The following is a 20,010-nucleotide window of genomic DNA, read 5'->3' on the forward strand; positions in this document are numbered from 1 at the left end:
ACCTGCCAATAGCAGGTAAGCCACTGCGGAGTGGTAGTTCAGTTGGTTAGAATACCGGCCTGTCACGCCGGGGGTCGCGGGTTCGAGTCCCGTCCACTCCGCCACTTATTCAGAAGCCTCGCTCTTGCGAGGTTTTTTCGAATCTATAAGATGAAAATCTACAGGGGTGTAGCTCCAATTGGCAGAGCAGCGGATTCCAAATCCGCGTGTTGGGAGTTCGAATCTCTCCACCCCTGCCATATTCAAGGCTCTAGTCGAAAGACTAGAGCCTTTTTGCATTCTTAGTGCTTTAACAATCTCATTGGTGGAGCAGCGGATTCCGCAAATAGCAAAAAAGAACGCGCGTGCTAGGAGCCGGAACGCTAGTCCAGTCGGATCTCCGGAGTGCCGGCTCAGTCCATCCCTGCCATATTTGAGGCCCAGTCGAAAGACTGGGCTTTTTTGTATCGGTTATTAACTCATCAGGATATACCGCTAATATCAAAGCTTCCTCGTGCTGTTCACCCAATCTTTTCATTCCATTTTCAGGTTCTCGATGCTTTGTCCCGCAAGAAAGGTTGGAGTTTATTCTATGTTCTTTATGGTGTTATGAAGTTATGCCTGATAGACGCCAGTCTCCCAGATTTGCCGATCTGATAAAGTTATACTCCTGCTGTTTCTTTATTGCGGTTAATTTTGCCTAACGGGTTGTTTATTTAAGATAAGTGACACCTGTAACCTTTTAAAAACTCAGTGTAATCGCCTACGAATAGTTAGATTACAATGCCATTTTTGGGGCTTTCTTGATTACAATACTAGCACTACACTGTGGGGGTTTTATGGGTCAACTTTCTATTTTGGGCTTCATTGCATTAGGTGGTGCAGTCGGGGCGTGTTCGCGTTATTTAGTATCAGAGTTCTGTATTGTTTTGTTCGGGCGGGGATTTCCATATGGCACGTTGACCGTGAATGTGGTGGGATCTTTTATCATGGGGGTGTTAATCGCAGCGTTTGAGACCGAATTACTGGCCAGTATGCCATGGCGCCAGGTTATTGGGCTTGGGTTTCTTGGTGCATTAACAACCTTCTCGACCTTTTCAATGGATAACGTATTGCTTATTCAGCAGGGGGCGTTCTTCAAGATGGGCTTGAATGTACTACTCAATGTCACATTAAGTATTTCTGCTGCATGGTTAGGTTTCTATTTGTTGATGCGCAGCTAGCAGTTTTTTGTAAAACTCATCAAGTCGGCTTGGTTTAATCCTGCCGTTTTTATATACTAATTTCACTTGTCGGAGTGCCATAAGGCTGAGACCGTTAATTCGGGATCCGTTGAACCTGATCAGGCTAACACCTGCGAAGGGAACAAGAGAAGATACCTACACCAGAGCTCTTCTGGTTAACCTATCAGATAGTCGAATGTGGTTATAGACCGGTAGCTGGCACGTATGGCTATTGTGGTCCCTCATCCGATTCCTCTTGTCGCATCTATCCGCCAAGCATTTTTATCCCAATACTTTTTATCTAGCATAACAAAGCAAGGAAAAATGCTATGTCGAGTCGCAAACAAGCGAGACTGGAAGCAAAACAGTTTATTGATACCCTCTCGGTACAGCCGTACCCAAACTCACGTAAAGTTTATGTTGAGGGCTCCCGTTCTGATATTCGAGTGCCAATGCGCGAAATATCATTGGCGGATAGTCTGATCGGTGGTACGAGAGAAGCGCCGATTTTCGAACCTAACGAACCCATTCGCGTTTATGATACTTCTGGGGTGTATACCGACCCAGAGCATACCATCGACCTCTATAACGGCTTACCAAAGCTGAGAGAAGGGTGGATTGCAGAACGTGCTGATACTGAGTTGCTGGATGAAGTCAGCTCGGTTTACACAAAAGAACGCCTAGAAGATGAGACATTAGATGCACTTCGTTATGGTAATCTACCACGTATTCGACGTGCCAGAGGGGGCCAATGTGTCACCCAATTGCATTACGCGCGCAAGGGGATCATCACGCCAGAGATGGAATTCATTGCTCTGCGAGAAAATATGGGACGTGCGAAATATCGCGATGAAGTGCTAAACCAGCAGCATCCGGGTCAGGACTTTGGGGCTAACCTTCCTAAGGACATCACTGGGGAATTTGTGCGTAAAGAGGTCGCTGAAGGCCGCGCTATCATTCCTTCTAACATCAACCATCCTGAGTCAGAGCCGATGATCATCGGCCGCAACTTCCTCGTTAAAGTCAACGCCAATATTGGTAATTCATCCGTGACCTCGTCCATTGAAGAAGAAGTGGAAAAGCTCGTATGGGCGACACGCTGGGGTGGTGATACCGTCATGGATCTTTCTACGGGGCGTAATATTCACGAAACACGTGAGTGGATTCTGCGTAATAGCCCGGTGCCCATCGGTACAGTTCCGATGTATCAAGCATTGGAAAAGGTCAATGGCATTGCAGAAAACCTTAATTGGGAAGTCATGCGTGACACCTTAATCGAACAAGCCGAGCAGGGGGTGGATTACTTTACTATCCATGCCGGTTTGTTGCTTCGTTACGTTCCTATGACTGCGAAACGGGTTACTGGCATCGTATCGCGTGGCGGTTCAATTATCGCGAAATGGTGTCTGGCCCATCATCAGGAAAGCTTTCTTTATACGCACTTTCGTGAGATCTGTGAAATATGTGCTAAGTACGATGTCGCGTTGTCTCTGGGGGATGGGTTACGTCCTGGTTCGGTCGCTGACGCCAACGATGAAGCACAGTTCGCAGAACTACGCACTTTGGGTGAGCTGACGAAAATTGCCTGGGAATATGATGTACAGGTTATCATTGAAGGCCCTGGCCATGTACCAATGCATATGATCAAAGCCAACATGGAAGAGCAACTGGAGCATTGTCATGAAGCTCCGTTTTATACGCTCGGCCCACTGACCACGGATATTGCACCGGGCTATGATCATATCACTTCAGGCATCGGTGCCGCGATGATCGGCTGGTATGGCTGCGCCATGCTGTGCTATGTGACACCAAAAGAGCATTTGGGCTTACCCAACAAAGAGGACGTGAAGACTGGCCTCATCACCTATAAGCTTGCCGCCCACGCTGCTGACTTAGCCAAAGGCCACCCTGGCGCGCAGGTACGCGATAATGCGCTGTCTAAAGCGCGTTTTGAGTTCCGTTGGCAGGACCAGTTTAACCTCTCGCTCGATCCAGACACGGCTCGAGCGTTACATGACGAAACCCTGCCTCAGGAATCAGGTAAAGTCGCCCATTTTTGCTCAATGTGCGGGCCTAAGTTCTGTTCGATGAAAATCTCGCAAGAGGTACGTGAGTACGCTAAAGATACCCAGCAAGTAACGGCTGATCAGGCCATTTCAGTCAAGATGCTGGATGATCCACTGGAAGGTATGCGGCAAAAATCGGAAGAGTTCCGGGCCACTGGCTCTGAGCTTTACCACCCAGCCGTTCATGCAGAGGTTGACGACTAATGATCAAAATCCTTATTCCGTCATCATTGATTGAACTGACTGGTATGGTGCAGCAGTGTTTGTTGTTGGCGAATGAACAGGGTTTTACTATCGAAAACGTTGAGTTGGGTGTAAGCCCAACTCAATCTATTCAACTCGTTCGCAACCAGAAAATTACGCACTTTAATACTGATCTGAATGATGAGCTCAAAGTTGGATTTGAGCGCTCGTTTACGCTTTATTACCGTTCAGAGTTGTCGATACAAGAGTGTGCAAATCAGCCTGATGATTCAATTTTTATCGGTATTAAAGATACTCAACTAACCGATGAGAAAGGTAATGCCGTTCAATTTGATATCTGGCGTCATCCAATTGATGGTGAAGTCAGGGCGCTTTCCGTTAAACCCATAGCATCAACTCACTTTGAGCCAGAGCGTCATTTAGCCTGGGTTGTGACTCTGTCTGCACTCGACTTTCCTATCGAAGATGCATTGACTCTGGCAAGGGCAATGACCAGTTCTTTGGCTGGTGTTTCACGTGAAACACTCTTGGGTGAAGGTCATTTTTCAATAGAGTCGAATCAATGGGCGTGTCAGTTCGCAGACTTCCCAATCCCAGCTCTTGAAGACCGCCGTTTGGGCATTCAGGTTGGTTGGTCGGCTCTGGGGGAGACAATCAGTTTTCCAACTTTGACTAGGCAAAGTCTTGGGCTTTATCCAGTGGTTGATGATGTCGCGTGGATTGAGCGCTTATTGCCGCTTGGTATCAATACCATTCAGTTACGTATTAAAAACCGCCAGCAAGCCGACCTAGAGCTACAGATTATTCGAGCGATTGAGCTTGGTCGTCAGTACAACGCGCAAGTGTTCATTAATGATTACTGGCAGCTCGCCATCAAACATGGCGCGTACGGTGTTCACCTGGGGCAAGAAGACATTGAACAATCGAACCTTGCGCAGTTGAGCAAGGCAGGGGTTCACCTTGGTCTTTCTACTCACGGCTACTACGAGTTGCTGCGCATCGTACAGATCCAGCCTAGCTATATCGCACTAGGGCATATCTTCCCAACCACAACCAAGCAGATGCCTTCAAAACCACAAGGTTTAGTTCGTTTGGCTTTGTATCAAAAACTGATTGATAGCATTCCTTATGGCATTGCTGCGGATGGTGATGCTCAAAACAGTAAAACTTTGGGTTATCCAACGGTAGCAATTGGCGGTATCGAACCGTCGAATGCCAGCCAAGTTTGGCAATCTGGAGTGTCGAGTTTGGCTGTGGTCAGAGCCATTACTTTGGCTGACTCACCAGAGCCGGTAATTAAGTTCTTTGCAGACCTAATGAAAGAGAGACCACGGACATGCGAAAGCCAGATAGCAAGTTCGGTCCCCAAAGGGGAGAACCAACGTGCTCTCAGATAAAGAATTCATTCGCTATCAGCGCCAAGTCGCTTTGCCTGAAATTGGTGAAAACGGTCAGGGGCAACTGGGTCAATCCCATGTGTTGATTATCGGTTGTGGTGGATTAGGTAGTGCGGCGAGTTTGTACTTAGCGGCGGCAGGTGTCGGCAAAATTGTCGTGGTTGATGATGACAAGGTCGATAGCAGTAATTTGCAAAGGCAAGTGATCTACCGCGAGCAAGATTTACACGTAGCAAAAACAGCGGCTACGGAAAGACAGCTCTTTGAACTCAACTCAATGGTTCAGGTGCGCGCGATCAACAAGCGATTAGACAAAGCACAATTGCAGCTCGAAATCATGTTGGCGGATGTGGTGTTGGATTGCAGCGACAACATGCCAACCCGGCAATTGATCAATCAAACCTGTTTCGAACAAAAAAAACCGTTAATCTCCGCGGCTGCGATTGGCTGGCAGGGGCAGTTTGCTGTGTTTGATTATCACAAGCCGTCGGAGCACTCCGGTTGCTACCGCTGCTTGTATCCCTTCGACAAACTGCAGCAAACGCAAAAGTGCAGTGAGAGTGGGATTGTTGGTCCGGTGGTTGGCACGCTTGGCAATTATCAAGCATTGGCGGCGATTCAAAAGCTGGCAGTGGGCCAGTTCTGCGTTGAGACGAGCAAGCTACACATTTTTGATGGTTTGCGTATGCAGTGGCAAACCTTAGCAATTAATAGAGATAAACAGTGTCAGGTTTGTGGTCAGAACTAGGCAAACGGGCATTTCAGTAATCAGGTTTTAAGTGATTGTTGGCATTCAGGAGAGTCAGAAGCAATGACACCATCTAACTATTTAATGCAGGAACAGCCAATAGCTGAACCCCATGTTACTGATCGCGACTTAGTTACCATTGTGATCAACGAGCAGTTACAGCAAGTCGCGCGTCAGGCAAATTTGCAGCAAATCATTCGCCAGTTTGAGCTACCGGAAATGGGGTGTGTTTTTGCGATCAACAACAATGTCGTACCGCGCAGCGAATGGGCGAGTACACTACTTTCTGAGGGAGATCGTATCTCTCTGTTTCAGGCCATCGCAGGGGGGTAAAGTCGATGCTAAAGATTGGTGATAAAGAGTTTAACTCAAGATTATTTACCGGAACGGGAAAATTTGCCAACAACCGTTTGATGGCCGAAGCAATTCGGGTATCGGGTTCCCAGTTGGCTACGATGGCGTTAAAGCGCGTGGACGTGAACGATCAACAAGACGATATTTTGCAGCCCTTGGTTAAAGCGGGAGTGAACTTGCTACCGAACACTTCCGGTGCAAAAAATGCCAAGGATGCAGTGTTTGCCGCGCAGCTGGCTCGCGAAGCGTTGGGTACCAATTGGCTCAAACTGGAAATTCATCCAGATCCAAAATACTTGATGCCAGATCCGATTGAGACACTTACCGCTGCTGAACAACTGGTACGCGAAGGTTTTATTGTGTTGCCTTACTGTCATGCTGACCCTGTCTTGTGTAAACGATTGGAAGAAGTGGGCTGTGCAGCGGTAATGCCACTAGGTGCGCCGATTGGTTCAAACAAAGGCATTGTGTCTCACGACTTCTTAGAAATCATCATCGACCAAGCGAACGTTCCCGTCGTGGTGGATGCCGGAATAGGGGCGCCGTCTCATGCGGCTCGGGCAATGGAAATGGGGGCGGATGCGGTGTTAGTCAATACGGCCATCGCTGCCGCGTGCGATCCGGTTGCGATGGCGAGAGCATTCAAAATGGCGGTGGAGTCTGGACGTATCGCTCATGAAGCTGGACTTGCTGGTCAGGTGTCCCACGCCGTGGCGTCGAGCCCACTGACGGCATTCTTAGAGGAGCTATAAGCTCTAAGTGAGAATTACAGATGAGCTTTATTGAACAGTTTAAACAGCTCAATTGGGATGACGTGTCCATGTCGATATACGCCAAAACCGGGCAAGACGTGGAGCGTGCGCTGAGTAAATCAAAGCGTGACTTGGAAGATTTCAAAGCGTTAATATCTCCTGCTGCGGAGCCTTATTTAGAGCAGATGGCTCAGTTGTCGTACTCGGCAACTCGCAAGCGTTTTGGCAATACCATGTCGCTGTATATTCCATTGTACCTTTCTAACCTTTGCGCCAATGCCTGTACTTATTGTGGTTTCTCGATGGAGAACCGGATTAAACGCCGGACGCTCAACAAGGACGAAGTCGTTGCAGAAGTAGATGCCATCAAGCGAATGAAGTTCGACAGTGTATTACTGGTCACCGGTGAGCATGAAACCAAAGTAGGGATGAAGTATTTCCGTGAAATGGTGCCGATGATTAAGCAGCAGTTTAGCTATCTGGCGATGGAAGTGCAGCCTCTTGACCAAGACGAATATGCCGAGCTTAAAACGCTAGGTTTGGATGCCGTGATGGTTTATCAGGAAACCTACCAACCATCGACCTATGCCGAACACCACCTGCGGGGTAACAAGATGGACTTTGAGTACCGGCTAGAAACGCCGGATCGGTTGGCCAGGGCTGGTATCGATAAGATTGGTATTGGCGCTTTGATTGGTTTGGATGAATGGCGAACCGACGGTTTCTATGTTGCGGCACATCTCGATTATCTTGAACGTACTTATTGGCAAAGTCGTTATTCGATTTCGTTCCCCCGGTTACGTCCCTGTGAGGGTGGGCTACAGCCAAAATCAGTGATGAGTGACAGACAACTTGTGCAGCTTATTTGCGCGTATCGGTTGTTAAATCCGGAAGTGGAGCTGTCGTTGTCCACCCGCGAGTCTGCCCATTTCAGAGATAACGTACTACCGCTCGGCATTACCACGATGTCTGCTGCCTCGAAAACTCAGCCGGGTGGTTATGCGATGCAAGACGTTGAGTTAGAGCAATTTGCAATCAGTGATGAGCGAAGTGCGGCATCGGTCGAAGCGATGATCCAGGCTAAAGGCTTTGACCCGGTATGGCGCGATTGGCATGTCGCTTATTCTGGCTAGTTCGCTAAGCAAGCAGCGGGGTATTGTTTCACGTGAAACATCTTAAAGCTGGCAACGCGGGAGCCCAGAGCGTCTAGCACACAAGGTCTAGATTCATGTAAAAATAAGGCTCTCCTTGAGGAGAGCCTTAGTGATCCAGTTACAGAATATGGGTTGCTAACCTTGGTGACGATCAATCATGGCTGAGTGGTAGTGTTGCTTCGCGCAACCACGCTTTTACTTCGCTTTCCACCAATGGGCTGATGTCATCCCATACTTGTTGGTGGTAGTTATTCAGCCAGGCCAGCTCTGGTCGAGTCAGCATATTGACGTCGATATTTCGTTTGTCAATTGGGCACCGGGTGAGGGACTCAAATGACAGAACAGGGAAGTCACCGTTGGTTGGGATTTCAACCACACGCTCTAGATTTTCGATACGGATACCAAATGCATCAGCGCGGTAGTAACCCGGCTCATTTGATAGCACCATGCCTTCTGTCAGCGGTACATCAATCTGGCGCTTAGAAATGCTTGCCGGACCTTCGTGAACACTTAGAAAGTGGCCCACACCATGCCCTGTACCATGGTCATAATCGTAACCTTCAGCCCATAGGTGCTGACGTGCCAGAGTATCGATCTGGTAACCACGTGTACCTTTCGGGAAACGTGCACGGGCGACAGCGATGTGACCTTTTAGTGCCAGGGTGAACTGCTTAATCATCTCTTCTGAAGGCTGACCAATCGCGATAGTACGCGTGATGTCTGTGGTGCCATCTAAGTACTGACCACCTGAATCCACTAGGTAAAGCGTGTTCAGTTCAAGCTTACCAGGTTCCGGTTGGTTCTCGTGGTTGTAGTGACACATAGCAGCGTTGCTGCCGGCCGCTGAAATGGTATCGAAGCTCAAGTCCATTAGCGTTGGATCTTCTGAGCGGAAAGCTTCAAGCTTGTCTGCTAGCGTTGCTTCGTCATGTAGATTGCCAACAGCAACTTCTGTATCTAACCAGCATAGGAACTTGCTCATCGCCACGCCATCACGGATGTGACACGCTTTCATGCCAGCGATTTCTACCGCGTTTTTCGAAGCTTTTGGCATTAGGCAAGGATCCGCGGCACTTACTACTGATGCACCAGCATTTTGCAGAACCAGCTTAAACCATGCGTTACTTGTAGCTGGGTCAACCAAGACTTTCCTACCCGTTAGAGTTTCTAGGCGGGATTGCAGTGCTTCTGGATGGTGAACTGTCACACCAGCGCCAACGTGAGCATCAAACCCAGCCGGTAGCTTGGCAGGATCTAGAAAGTATTCCACGCTCGAATCTGAATGCAGAATTGCGTGTGAAAGTAGAACGGGTAGACGTGATACATCCAGACCACGCACGTTTAGCAGCCAACAGATAGAATCAAGTGCGGTGATCACTGCGCTGTCAGCGCCAGCCTTTTTTACAAGCTCTGAGATATCCTGGCGTTTGCTTTCGCTTGATTGACCAACTGCTTCGGTTGTCATCAGGCGAACATCAGATACCACAGGAGCAGGGCGGTCATACCAGAGCTCATCAATTGGGTTGCTGTCGAGAATTTTAAGCTCAAGCACACCGGCGAGTTGTTCTTGCGCCATGTCCAGCCAAGCTGAGTTGTGCATACGTGGATCGATCGCTACAGACGCGCCGCCAGCAAGGTGGTCTTTAATCCAATCCAGCGCCGGCTCTTCAATCAGGTGACGGTACTCGAATAGGTCAGCTGGAACCTGCTTAGTCACTTGTACCGTGTAGCGGCCATCAACAAAGATAGCTGCTTCGTCTTTGGTGATCACAGCTGCGCCCGCTGAACCAGTAAAACCAGTTAACCAGTGTAGACGCTCGTTGTGTTCTGGTACGTATTCACCCAAGTACTCGTCTTCGTGTGGGACAAGTAGGGCATCAATATCATGTTGTGCTAGCCATGCGCGAATTGCATTCACGCGGCTTTGGGTATCATTGTGCATCTGTGTTATTCCTTCCAATTACCGCTCCTTCATGCTCAGGTGTGGGAGCTGCTTCCATCTGCTTCATGCAGTTTACGAGTCCATCGAGGTTCGCAATCATATCAATAGAGTCGGAGTACAACAGGCCATAGATGAGCCAAAAGGACTATCGCCAGTTAAGCTACTCATTTTACCGTAAGAGCGCAAACTGAGTTCGGCATTTTTATCTAAGGTGATCGGTTTTTTGTGTGATCATCGCGCGCAGCCAGCTTAATGCCGGATCATTTTCTCTGTCCCGATGCCAAAATAAGGTATAAGCCATTGGGGGAAACTCAAGTGGTAACGGCAGAGCCGTCAGGTTGAGTTGCTTGGCTGCGAGCTGGACAAAGTGGCTGGGGGCAGTAAATACGAAGTCGGTATAGGAGCATAAACTGGCAGCACTGTTAAAGTCAGGTACTGTTACGGCAATGTCGCGTTCACGTCCTAAATCCGCTAAGCGGTAATCGAGCAGCCAGCGTTCATTACCATCACAACGAACCTGAATATGGCGGAGTGACAGATAGGCTTCAAGGTTCCAGTTATGCTGCAAAGCCGGGTGATCTTTACGCACCATACACATTTGATGGTCGCGGTAAATTTCTTGTTCACAGATACCTTCCGGAGGCAGCATCGTCAGCTTTGCATCATTGATGTCGATGTCTTTGCCGGTCAGGCCTAAATCCAGTTCGCCACGTTGTAGCATTTTGAAGGTGTTGTCAGACCAAGGATGGGTGCTGATGGTCACACCTGGTGCTTGTTGAAAAATAGCGGGAAGGAAGTGAGGCAGGATCAAGGGGTAAACGCTTTCTACCGCAGCAATTTGAAAACGGTATTCACTATTCTGTGGGGTAAACTGCTCTGGTTGGGTAAGCAGTTCCAGCTGATTGATCAACAGATCCAGTTTCGGTTTTAAGAACAAAGCGCGGGGCGTTGGGGTCAGTCCATGCGAGTTCCGGGTAAAAAGTGGATCAGCAAACTGCTGGCGCAGCTTGGCTAATGATTTACTCACGGCAGACTGGCTCAAGCATAGCCGGTGGGCGGCTCGGGTGACATTCAGCTCTTCCAGCAGCACTTTGAAACAAACCAGCAAATTTAAGTCAATTCGAACCAACTTTTCCGCGTTCACGATGATTTTCCAATTAGGAATATTGGTCATGATTATACATCATTTCCGTTCATATCATGAAAGCTTTAAGCTGAGGGCAGAGTTGTTGTTCAATTTGGAGTGTTTTGTGTCTGACCATCTTTCTAATAGCAAAAAGCAGATGGCGTTACTGACGTTATTGGTTTTATTCAGTCCCCTGGCGATTGATATCTACTTGCCTGCCTTGCCGCTTATTGCTGAGACTTTTAACGTCAAAAATACCCTGGCACAGGACACAATTACTTGGTTCCTATTCGCAATGGGAGTTGGCCAGCTGTTTGCCGGCCCATTGGCGGATAAACTCGGACGTCGAACTGTTGCATTGTGTGGTATTAGCATCTACGCCGTGAGCGCCTTATTGGCGTGGGGCGCTCAGTCAATTGAGTGGTTGCTAGTATCACGTCTGCTACAAGGCTTGGGTGCGTGTGCGACATCGGTAGCAGCCTTTGCAACAGTTCGCGATATATTTGGCCCGGAAAAAAGCGGTAAAATGATCAGCTACCTCAATGGTGCGATCTGCTTTATCCCTGCCTTGGCCCCTATCCTGGGTAGCTGGCTTACCCAGCAATTTGACTGGCGGGCTAATTTCAGTTTTATGGTCGGATTTGCCGTGCTTTCCGGTGTGTTGATGTTTGCTGGTATGAAGGAAACCAATCCGGCCACAGAGAAGCAAGCGGTATTTAAAGCCAGTCGTTATTGGGCGGTTCTGAGTACACCATCATTCATTTTCCACGCTTCGTTGTGTTTGATGGCGATGGCCGTGATTCTGGCCTATGTAACCTGGGCTCCGGTAGTACTGATGATGGACCTTGGCCTGTCGATGAATCAGTTTACCTTTTGGTTTGGTATCAACGCGGTGATCAATATTGCCGCATGTATGTTCGCCCCTAAGTTTATGGAGCGGTGGGGTACACACAATACCTTGGTTGTCGGGATCAGCATATTGGGACTGGCGGGTATTGTTATGCTGTTATTGTCCCCACAGCCGACTGCCTGGGCGTTTATGTTGCCAATTTTTATGTCGTCGATAGGGTTTGCCTGGATACTGGGTGCAGCGGCCGGTAAAGCATTGGAACCGTTTGGTGACAAAGCGGGGACGGCAGCCGCGTTATTAGGACTATTTCAAATGAGTGGGGCCGGGTTGCTGGTCGGAACATTACAACGCTTGGCGCTGGGGCCACAAATGTTAATCGCGATTCACATGTGGCTGTTGCTGCCGGCCTTGCTGGTATTGTTCTCCAGAGTCGGTCGTAGCTGGCACGGAAAGCCGGTCAGTGCATAACAATAGACTAAATATGGGTTTGCCAATGTACTTAACCAGTGTATATTTGTCGTTCAATTCAATCCCCCAAATATAACGGAATTCTCGTAGAAATGTCGTTAACCACTTATGAAATGGCTCGTGTCCTTGAGCAGTTGGAAGAATCGCCAGAGAAGATCATGTTTGGCAAGTTGCTCAATGAGCTGGGTAACCAGAGCGAAGAGCGGATACGCAGTGCGGCGAAACAGGTTCCGCTGCCAGTTTTGCGTGATATCGTTTATCAGTTTCAGCAAGTCATTGAGTCGCGTAAAGGCGAACAAGTCGACCTGCTTGCTAAAGAGTTAGCTCAGCAAGGCATTTCCGCGGAAGAGCTGCTGGCTTACTTGAACAAATAAGTAACAAATCCCCGCTATTGCGGGGATTTTGCTATTTGGTGAATCGACTCTTTAATAAATGGTCAAGGGACAACGGCCCGGGTCCCCATACGATCACAACCAGGATCATCAACCCCCACAATTGATGGTCGTAGAAGCCGGTCTCCCATAATCGAGGGTAGGAGACCACGGCAATAATATTAAACACAAACAGGGCCGCAGCCATCGGCCGGGTAATCAAACCGATCATTAAGAATACTGGCAGCGTCAGCTCTGCGGCGGTCCCCAGATAAGCCGCCATTTCCCAAGGTAACAATGGCACCTGATATTCCAGTTCAAACAGGTACAGAGTGCTGTCCCATGATGCGATTTTGATTAAGCCTGAGTTGAAGAACACCCACGCCACCCATAAACGGCAAAATACCAGTAATAGTGGAACAAAGCCGGTCTGCAGGGTAGCGATCGCGGTATCATAGCGATTCACTAACTTCTTTATCGTATTCATCATAGCTTACTCCTTAATCGGTGCGCAGGATGAAACCATCAACCAGACCGAGCGTCAGCATCTGATCGAGTTGTTTGAGCAGCTCTGAGGGGATCTCACCTAAGCTTTGTCTCTGCTCAATACGGCGTAGCAGGCGGAATGCATCAGTAGTTAGTTTCAAGCACCGGGCTGTGCCACTGGGCTGAATCGAGATAGCACCTTGCTGTGGTTGGTTGAGGTTGAGCTGTTCGAACTGCTGGTGTTGCATCGCCGCAAACAGGTCAAAAACGGCATAGTCAGACGCAAAAGATTTACACCCCGAGCACAGTTGTAATACCACGCGTGGGTGGTGTGCTTGCGTTACCTGGGCAAGCTGCGGCAAGGGCTGTTGTTGTTTATTGGTACGGTGTTCATATTGTGCCTGTCTGGCGAGATCGATCACCCATTCAAAGCGAGCGACCTCGCGACTGTAAGGCGCTTGCGCCATTACCTGACCGAACTGCATCAGGGTGTCGGCCAGGCCCTCGCCATAATGCACCACATTCCCTTCCTGTAGTGGATGCGATAAAACGTGTTGTCGGGCAACTTGGGCAAAGCACTCTTGACCAAGCAGGGCTTCAAGCATCGGGTAGGTGGCAGACAGGATTTCGCTCAGGCTGATGATAAAATTGTTGCGATATACTTGTATTCGCTCATCGGCACTGAACTGACCGCCAGTGATATCACATTCCTGTCCAGATATTTGATAGTGCAGTGCTTTGGAAAACTGGCGTTGTAGCGTGGCTAGCTTCATGATGCTTTCCTTGGGGTAGTCTGCTCGGGAGGAACGGCCCGTTCTGTTAGCTGTCGAGAGGCTTTGTGCGCTTCGTTCAACAGCACTTCGGGTTCAGGGATGTCGAGATCCCATTCGATCAGTGAGTGGCGCGGACCATGTGCCTGTATCCATGCTGCAAATAACTGCCACACTTCATCACTGACCGGACGGCTGTGGGTGTCTATCCAGATTTCACCCTGGGCCAGTTGTTTGATGGTAAAGCCTGCTAAGTGTATTTCGTCAACTTTGTCCGCCGGAATCGCATCTAGGTAGGTGTGGCAGTTAAAGCCATGATTGAACGACGAAACATAAATATTGTTCAAATCAAGCAGTAGCCGGCAGTCGGTGCGAGCCTGTACTGCGGCTAAAAACTCCCATTCACTGATGGTTGAATGATTGAATGTTACGTAACTGGATGGGTTTTCAATTAAAATCTCTCGTTGCAGATAGTCCTGTACTTCCATGACATTCCGGCAAAAGATCTGGAGGGCTTCTTCGGTATAAGGCAGGGGAAGCAGGTCATTGAAGTAGTGTCCGCCATGTTCACACCAACTCAGATGGTCTGAAACAAACAGCGGGTCAATCGCATCGATGAGCGACTTTAGCTGAGCAAGATGGGCGTGATTTACACGTGCCACTGAGCCAAGCGATAGGCCAATACCGTGGCAGCTGATGTGGTAGTGATTACGCAGCTGTAACAGTTGCAGGCGCTCTGGCGTATTAGGCTGAAAGTAGTTCTCACTGTGGATCTCAAGCCACGAGAGAGAGGGTTGTTGCTGACTGAAATAAGCCAGATGGGGCATTCGCAGCCCAACCCCGACCTGATGGTGGAATGAGGATTGTTTCACGTGAAACTCCTTGTTTGTTTCGCGAGAGGACACAAACTTGTGGGTGATGGGCGCAAAGCATCACCCACAAGGCAGTTGATGGGCGGCGATCACGACGATGTGGTGCTGCCGCCAGCGAGCTTGTCACATAGCCCTTTTGGTACCACTACGAATGCATCTTTCTGGCTATCTTCTTTGGCAGTGCCGGCACAAGAACTATTTTTGGTTGCACAATCATTTTTACCGGCTTTGGCTACGCCATAGCACTTTTCCTTGTCTGCCGCACTGGCCGGAGCCACGGTGAGCATGGTGCCGCTGAGGGCGAGAAGACCGGTAATGGCCGCAGTAACGGCAAGGTTTGACTTATTCATCATCTATTCCTCTGAGGGTTCCTTGATTTGACGTCACAAGCTAAGACTTGCTTTGGGCCGCGCAGTGACCAGCTTGCTTATTGAATGAGATAGGTGATTGAGCAGAAAACTTTCAGATAGATTGGTGTGGCTGATGGTGTTTGGGGTGGGGTGTTTGGCTATGGCATTGATAATTTAAACAAAAAGGAGAGCTCGATTTTATTTAATTTTTGTCTCAAATGCGCAGGTTGTTTAGGTTATAATCTGTTTTTATGTATAAATAACCAGTAGCTCTCATCATGATGGATCCATCTCTATTACTCGACGGTCTGAACGATAAACAGCGTGAAGCCGTTGCTGCACCACTAGAAAACCTGCTCGTCCTCGCTGGTGCGGGGAGTGGCAAGACGCGCGTACTTGTGCATCGTATTGCTTGGCTGATGTCTGTGGAGCAAGCATCGCCGTTTTCTATCATGTCGGTGACTTTTACCAACAAGGCCGCGGCAGAGATGCGTGGCCGGATCGAAGAGTTAATGATGGGCAGTGCGGCAGGGATGTGGAATGGGACATTCCACGGCATCTGCCACCGTATTTTGCGTGCGCACTACCTGGATGCCAGACTACCAGAAGATTTCCAGATCATTGACAGTGATGACCAGCAGCGCTTACTGAAGCGTTTGATCAAAGCGCAGAATCTGGATGAGAAGCAGTGGCCGGCTCGCCAGGTTGCATGGTGGATCAACGGCAAGAAAGATGAAGGGCTGCGTCCTGCACATATTGATGCTTACCACGATCCGGTGACGAAAACTTATTTGCAGCTGTACAGCGCCTATCAGGAAGCGTGTGATCGCGCTGGCCTGGTCGACTTTGCGGAAATTCTGTTGCGTGCCCATGAGCTACTGCGCGACAAACAGTTTATCCGTGAGCACTACCAGGCACGGTTTAAACATATTCTGGTGGATGAGTTTCAAGATACCAATAATATTCAATATGCCTGGCTGCGGATGATGGCCGGGCCTGATTGCCATGTCATGATCGTCGGCGATGATGATCAGTCGATTTATGGCTGGCGTGGGGCGAAAGTCGAAAACATTGAGAAGTTTACCCTTGAGTTCCCCAGCGTGAATACCATTCGCCTGGAGCAAAACTATCGTTCCACCAAAACCATTCTCGAAGCGTCCAATACACTGATTGCCAATAATACCGAGCGGATGGGTAAAGAGTTGTGGACGGAAGGCTGTGTCGGTGAGCCTATTTCGGTTTACAGCGCGTATAACGAGCTGGATGAAGCGCGTTTTGCGGTTAACAAAATCAAAGAGTGGCAGGACAAGGGCGGAAGCCTGACGGATGCTGCCATGTTGTACCGCAACAACGCCCAGTCACGGGTTTTGGAAGAAGCGCTCATTCAAGCCGGGCTTCCATACCGCATATACGGTGGCATGCGGTTCTTCGAACGTCAGGAAATCAAAGATGCGTTGAGTTACCTGCGGTTACTTGCCAACCGGAATGACGATGCCGCGTTTGAACGTGTGGTCAACACCCCCACGCGGGGGCTGGGGGATAAAACCCTGGAGACGATTCGCTTTGCCGCGCGCGATCGTGGCTGCACCATGTGGGAGGCGAGTGTCGCAATGCTGGACGAGAAAGTCCTCGCAGGACGGGCGGCTGGCGCATTGAGCCGCTTTGTCGAACTGATCACGGCACTGGAAGATGATACGTTAGATATGCCATTACATCACCAGACTGACCATGTGATTAAATACTCTGGCCTTTACGCCATGTATGAGCAGGAAAAAGGCGAGAAATCCAAAGCCCGGATTGAGAACTTGGAAGAGTTAGTGACCGCAACGCGTCAGTTTGAAAAGCCGGAAGAGGCGGACGAGATGCCATTGCTGACCGCGTTTTTAACCCATGCCGCATTGGAGGCGGGTGAAGGCCAGGCGGACGAGTTTGAAGATGCGGTGCAACTGATGACTCTGCACAGTGCCAAGGGGCTGGAGTTTCCACTGGTCTTCATGGTTGGTGTGGAAGAGGGTATGTTCCCGAGCCAGATGTCTGCTGAAGAAGCCGGGCGTTTAGAAGAAGAACGTCGTTTATGCTACGTTGGCATGACGCGTGCAATGCAGAAGCTTTATATTACCTATGCCGAAATGCGCCGTTTGTATGGCCAGGATAAATACCACAAGCCGTCACGCTTTATTCGTGAGTTACCGGAAAACTGCTTAGATGAAGTTCGGATGAAAGCGCAGGTGAGCCGACCGGCCAGCAGTGGCCGTTTCAGCCAGGCTGTGGTGAAAGAAAACTTTAATGAAACCGGATTTGCGCTTGGTTCTCGGGTGATGCATCCGAAGTTTGGTGAAGGTACCATCATTAATTTTGAAGGCAGCGGCCCGCAGGGGCGGGTTCAGGTGGCATTTAATGGTGAAGGGATCAAATGGTTAGTTACCGCTTATGCGAGACTTGAGAAGCTATAATGTGACAAAAAGAGCTGCATCGGCAGCTCTTTTTATTTGAGGTAGCAGGCTCCTCCGGCGGCAGCCAAAGAAAAACCCCGGGGGCTTGCGCCCACCGGGGTTATGGTCTTACTCGCAGCAATCCAGCCACTAAAAGTGCTCCCTGCATCGAATCCCTGATAGTATGCTGTATTCCTTCAGCTTAATCCTTTCATCGCCTTCCTAGCGGTGTCCCTGACCTTATCCTAGTCTGCTGACTATCCTCGTCAGCTCTCATCACTTGTTCCCTGAGCGGTGTCCATGACATCTTCCTGATGTTCAGTCCCTGCCTCGTCCAGAGGTGTCCATATCCCGTCCCTAGTAGTAACCTTCCTGGTTACTAATGCTTCCGTTCAATGTCCAATTTTGCTTTCCGTGCCCGACCGTTCATCCTGAACTGCCGTTTCTTCTTCCTGAAGTTTACCAAATCCGTGGTAATTCCTGTTCCGTGTCAGCATCCTTCCGACACCACCCATACTACGCTGATACGACCGAGCAACAATGGTCACAGATCACATTTTTTTATCTATTAAATGAGGAAAAATCAAACAAGTTGTTATATTTCAATTGTTTGTATTTGTTTTGCTTCCTATTTCTTATGCGTAAAGCGATGTTTGCTCACCTCTGTGTAAGAGATCTCGCACAAACAGGGGAGTCGATAACCGTTACTGCCCAATGGCGAGCCCTTCGCGACGAGGGTCAGCAGCCCCTTCAAGCCCTTCCGCTGTTATGCGGATTGCATGCAAACCAGAGTTTAAATCACGAACATCGGTTTGAAAGCCCATTTTTTCCAGCTCGGGCTGCAGATGGACCGCGTGGGTCCCGGCTTCGATATCTAAGGTGCCAAAGCGGTTGAGTAACCGCGGTTGGTTAATTGCTTGTTGGATGTCCATGCCCCATTGGGTGTGGGCGATGATCGTCTGTGTCACGTAACCAATGATCCGGCTTCCTCCGGGTGAGCCTATCGCTAAATACGGTTTACCGTTTTTGAGTATGATGGTCGGGGCCATCGACGATCGTGGTCGCTTACCCGGCTCTAAACGATTGGCAATTGGTATACCGTTTTGCTGGGTGCGGAAGGAGAAATCGGTCAGTTCGTTATTGAGCAAGAAGCCACGTACCATCAGGCGCGAGCCAAACGCATTTTCGATGCTGGTGGTCATCGAGACTACGTTGCCTTGTTTATCAACGATATTGAAATGGCTGGTGGAGGGCAGTTCGATAGACTTATCCACGCTCAAATTCATCGTATGAGACCAAGGTGGGTTACCGGCAGAGGCATGTGGCAGTGCTTTGCCAACTTCGATTAATTGCGCTCGTTGTTTGAGGTAATCCGCATCAAGCAAGCCTGCGGTTGGCATCGGGACGTAATCCTGATCGGCGATATATTTATCACGATCAGCAAAAGCAAGCCGCGAGGCATCGGCGATCACTTGCCACGATTGTGCGCTGTGTGCGCCCCAGCCGCTGAGATCAAACTGGCCAGTGATCGCCAGTATCTGGCCAACAGTGAGGGCGCCTGAACTGGGTGGCCCCATACCGCATATCTCATAGATTTGGTAAGCGACACAGACGGGCTCGCGTTGCCTGACGCGGTAAGTGTCAAAATCTGGCTGAGCGAGCACGCCCGGGTTAGCCACTGCGTTTTGTACGGTATCAATGATGTCTTTGACAACCTCACCCTGGTAAAACCCCGACGGGCCATGCGCAGCGAGTGCGCTGAGGGTTTGTGCGTATTGAGGGTTCTTTAATCGTGTGCCAACGGCTTTGGGTGAGTTGTCCGGGTTGAAGAAGTAGGCCTTGGTTGCGGCGAAGCGAGAGAGGTGCTCGGCATCTCTGGCAATCAGACTGGCCAGGCGGGGACTGATGGCAAAGCCTTGCTGCGCCAGTTGGATGGCGGGTTCAAGCAGTTGTCGCCACGGTAACTGACCGTATTTCTGATGGCTATCCCACAGCAGTTTCACTGTACCTGGCGTGGCCACTGAACGACCTCCAATTACCGCATCATAGAACTTTAGCGGCTGTCCGTCCTGGTCTTGAAACAGGGTTGGCGTTGCCGCCAGTGGTGCGGTCTCTCGTCCGTCGTAGCTGGTGAGCCGGTTGTGTTGGTTATCCCAGTAGAGCAAAAATGCCCCTCCGCCAATACCGGAGGATTGCGGTTCAACCAAGCCAAGTACCAGTTGCACCGTCACCATGGCATCAATGGCATTGCCCCCTTGCTGCAATACCTTTGCTCCGGCCTGCGCCGCAATAGGGTTTGCGGCGGTAACCATCTAGTGTTTGGCTTTGACTAAGAGTTTTTGTTCCTGGCCGGTACTGGGTTCGGGGGCGACAGAATCGGTGGCCTGGCTGGCGAAGCCAGACGAGGAACAAAGAATAAAACCAGCGATGAGCAGTCGGCTGAACGTCCATTGCATGATGACTCTC

16 protein-coding genes, 2 tRNA genes, 1 pseudogene and 1 riboswitch are annotated in these 20,010 nt (G+C 49.6%); of the genes and pseudogenes, 12 read left to right on the forward strand and 7 right to left on the reverse strand.

The genetic code is table 11. The annotated features are described in order from the left end of the window. Positions 1 to 27: 27 nt before the first annotated feature. From P2G85_RS19235 to thiH, 9 genes are all read left to right on the forward strand, one after another. Positions 28 to 104: transfer RNA gene (locus tag P2G85_RS19235), tRNA-Asp, on the forward strand. A 58-nt stretch (positions 105 to 162) separates the two neighbouring features. After that, a tRNA-Trp gene (locus P2G85_RS19240) sits at positions 163 to 239 on the forward strand. A 579-nt stretch (positions 240 to 818) separates the two neighbouring features. Beyond that, positions 819 to 1,202, forward strand: a complete 384-nt coding sequence (crcB, locus tag P2G85_RS19245; protein ID WP_275865687.1) for a fluoride efflux transporter CrcB — start codon at positions 819 to 821, stop codon at positions 1,200 to 1,202. Between the two features lie 60 nt (positions 1,203 to 1,262). Beyond that, a riboswitch (TPP riboswitch) is annotated at positions 1,263 to 1,361 on the forward strand. A gap of 170 nt (positions 1,362 to 1,531) precedes the next feature. Continuing rightward, the gene (thiC, locus tag P2G85_RS19250; protein WP_275865688.1) at positions 1,532 to 3,472 is read left to right on the forward strand and encodes a phosphomethylpyrimidine synthase ThiC; all 1,941 of its coding nucleotides are present in this window, start codon (positions 1,532 to 1,534) and stop codon (positions 3,470 to 3,472) included. After that, on the forward strand, positions 3,472 to 4,869 hold the full coding sequence (locus P2G85_RS19255; RefSeq protein WP_275865689.1) for a thiamine phosphate synthase: 1,398 nt from the start codon (positions 3,472 to 3,474) through the stop codon (positions 4,867 to 4,869). The genes thiC and P2G85_RS19255 overlap by 1 nt, the downstream gene beginning before the upstream one ends. After that, positions 4,856 to 5,617 carry a thiazole biosynthesis adenylyltransferase ThiF gene (gene thiF / locus P2G85_RS19260; RefSeq protein WP_275865690.1) on the forward strand — a complete coding sequence of 254 codons (762 nt, stop codon included), beginning with the start codon at positions 4,856 to 4,858 and terminating at the stop codon, positions 5,615 to 5,617. Before P2G85_RS19255 ends, thiF begins: the two co-directional genes overlap by 14 nt. Positions 5,618 to 5,701: 84 nt before the next feature. After that, complete coding sequence (gene thiS, locus P2G85_RS19265) at positions 5,702 to 5,950, forward strand: sulfur carrier protein ThiS (RefSeq protein ID WP_275865713.1); 249 nt, start codon at positions 5,702 to 5,704, stop codon at positions 5,948 to 5,950. A gap of 5 nt (positions 5,951 to 5,955) precedes the next feature. Continuing rightward, positions 5,956 to 6,723: a thiazole synthase gene (locus P2G85_RS19270; protein WP_275865691.1), complete on the forward strand. Its 768-nt coding sequence runs from the start codon at positions 5,956 to 5,958 to the stop codon at positions 6,721 to 6,723. Between the two features lie 20 nt (positions 6,724 to 6,743). Then, positions 6,744 to 7,856, forward strand: coding sequence for a 2-iminoacetate synthase ThiH (thiH, locus tag P2G85_RS19275; RefSeq protein WP_275865692.1), 1,113 nt, complete (start codon positions 6,744 to 6,746; stop codon positions 7,854 to 7,856). 172 nt (positions 7,857 to 8,028) lie between these two features. Here the strand turns inward: thiH and P2G85_RS19280 are convergent, their stop codons facing one another. Continuing rightward, complete coding sequence (locus tag P2G85_RS19280) at positions 8,029 to 9,819, reverse strand: aminopeptidase P family protein (protein ID WP_275865714.1); 1,791 nt, start codon at positions 9,817 to 9,819, stop codon at positions 8,029 to 8,031. A 202-nt stretch (positions 9,820 to 10,021) separates the two neighbouring features. Next, positions 10,022 to 10,963, reverse strand: coding sequence for a LysR family transcriptional regulator (locus tag P2G85_RS19285; RefSeq protein WP_275865715.1), 942 nt, complete (start codon positions 10,961 to 10,963; stop codon positions 10,022 to 10,024). 106 nt (positions 10,964 to 11,069) lie between these two features. Here P2G85_RS19285 and P2G85_RS19290 point away from each other — a divergent pair, with 106 nt between their 5' ends. Together P2G85_RS19290 and P2G85_RS19295 are read left to right on the forward strand one after the other, a co-directional pair. Continuing rightward, positions 11,070 to 12,263: a multidrug effflux MFS transporter gene (locus P2G85_RS19290; protein WP_275865693.1), complete on the forward strand. Its 1,194-nt coding sequence runs from the start codon at positions 11,070 to 11,072 to the stop codon at positions 12,261 to 12,263. A gap of 92 nt (positions 12,264 to 12,355) precedes the next feature. Then, a complete protein-coding gene (locus tag P2G85_RS19295) occupies positions 12,356 to 12,637 on the forward strand; it encodes a hypothetical protein (protein WP_275865694.1) in 282 nt (93 codons plus the stop codon). A 31-nt stretch (positions 12,638 to 12,668) separates the two neighbouring features. Here the strand turns inward: P2G85_RS19295 and P2G85_RS19300 are convergent, their stop codons facing one another. The 4 genes from P2G85_RS19300 to P2G85_RS19315 all read right to left on the reverse strand — a co-directional run bounded on the left by P2G85_RS19300 (position 12,669) and on the right by P2G85_RS19315 (position 15,112). After that, a complete protein-coding gene (locus tag P2G85_RS19300; protein WP_275865695.1) occupies positions 12,669 to 13,124 on the reverse strand; it encodes a DoxX family protein in 456 nt (151 codons plus the stop codon). Positions 13,125 to 13,134: 10 nt separating this feature from the next. Continuing rightward, the gene (locus P2G85_RS19305) at positions 13,135 to 13,893 is read right to left on the reverse strand and encodes a DNA-binding domain-containing protein (RefSeq protein ID WP_275865696.1); all 759 of its coding nucleotides are present in this window, start codon (positions 13,891 to 13,893) and stop codon (positions 13,135 to 13,137) included. Next, positions 13,890 to 14,762, reverse strand: a complete 873-nt coding sequence (locus tag P2G85_RS19310) for a DUF692 domain-containing protein (RefSeq protein ID WP_275865697.1) — start codon at positions 14,760 to 14,762, stop codon at positions 13,890 to 13,892. Before P2G85_RS19310 ends, P2G85_RS19305 begins: the two co-directional genes overlap by 4 nt. 89 nt (positions 14,763 to 14,851) lie before the next feature. Further along, positions 14,852 to 15,112: a DUF2282 domain-containing protein gene (locus P2G85_RS19315; RefSeq protein WP_275865698.1), complete on the reverse strand. Its 261-nt coding sequence runs from the start codon at positions 15,110 to 15,112 to the stop codon at positions 14,852 to 14,854. Between the two features lie 278 nt (positions 15,113 to 15,390). Between P2G85_RS19315 and uvrD the strand changes: the two genes are divergently transcribed. Beyond that, positions 15,391 to 17,565 (forward strand): DNA helicase II, encoded by a 2,175-nt coding sequence (gene uvrD / locus P2G85_RS19320; protein ID WP_275865699.1) that lies wholly within the window; start codon positions 15,391 to 15,393, stop codon positions 17,563 to 17,565. 683 nt (positions 17,566 to 18,248) lie between these two features. On the opposite strand, the pseudogene ggt reads toward uvrD, so the two are convergent. Further along, positions 18,249 to 20,000 (reverse strand): annotated as a pseudogene (ggt, locus tag P2G85_RS19325) (gamma-glutamyltransferase). Positions 20,001 to 20,010: the final 10 nt, after the last annotated feature.

Origin of the sequence: Vibrio sp. CAU 1672, assembly GCF_029223195.1 — a bacterium.
In the GTDB taxonomy this organism is placed as follows: domain Bacteria; phylum Pseudomonadota; class Gammaproteobacteria; order Enterobacterales; family Vibrionaceae; genus Vibrio.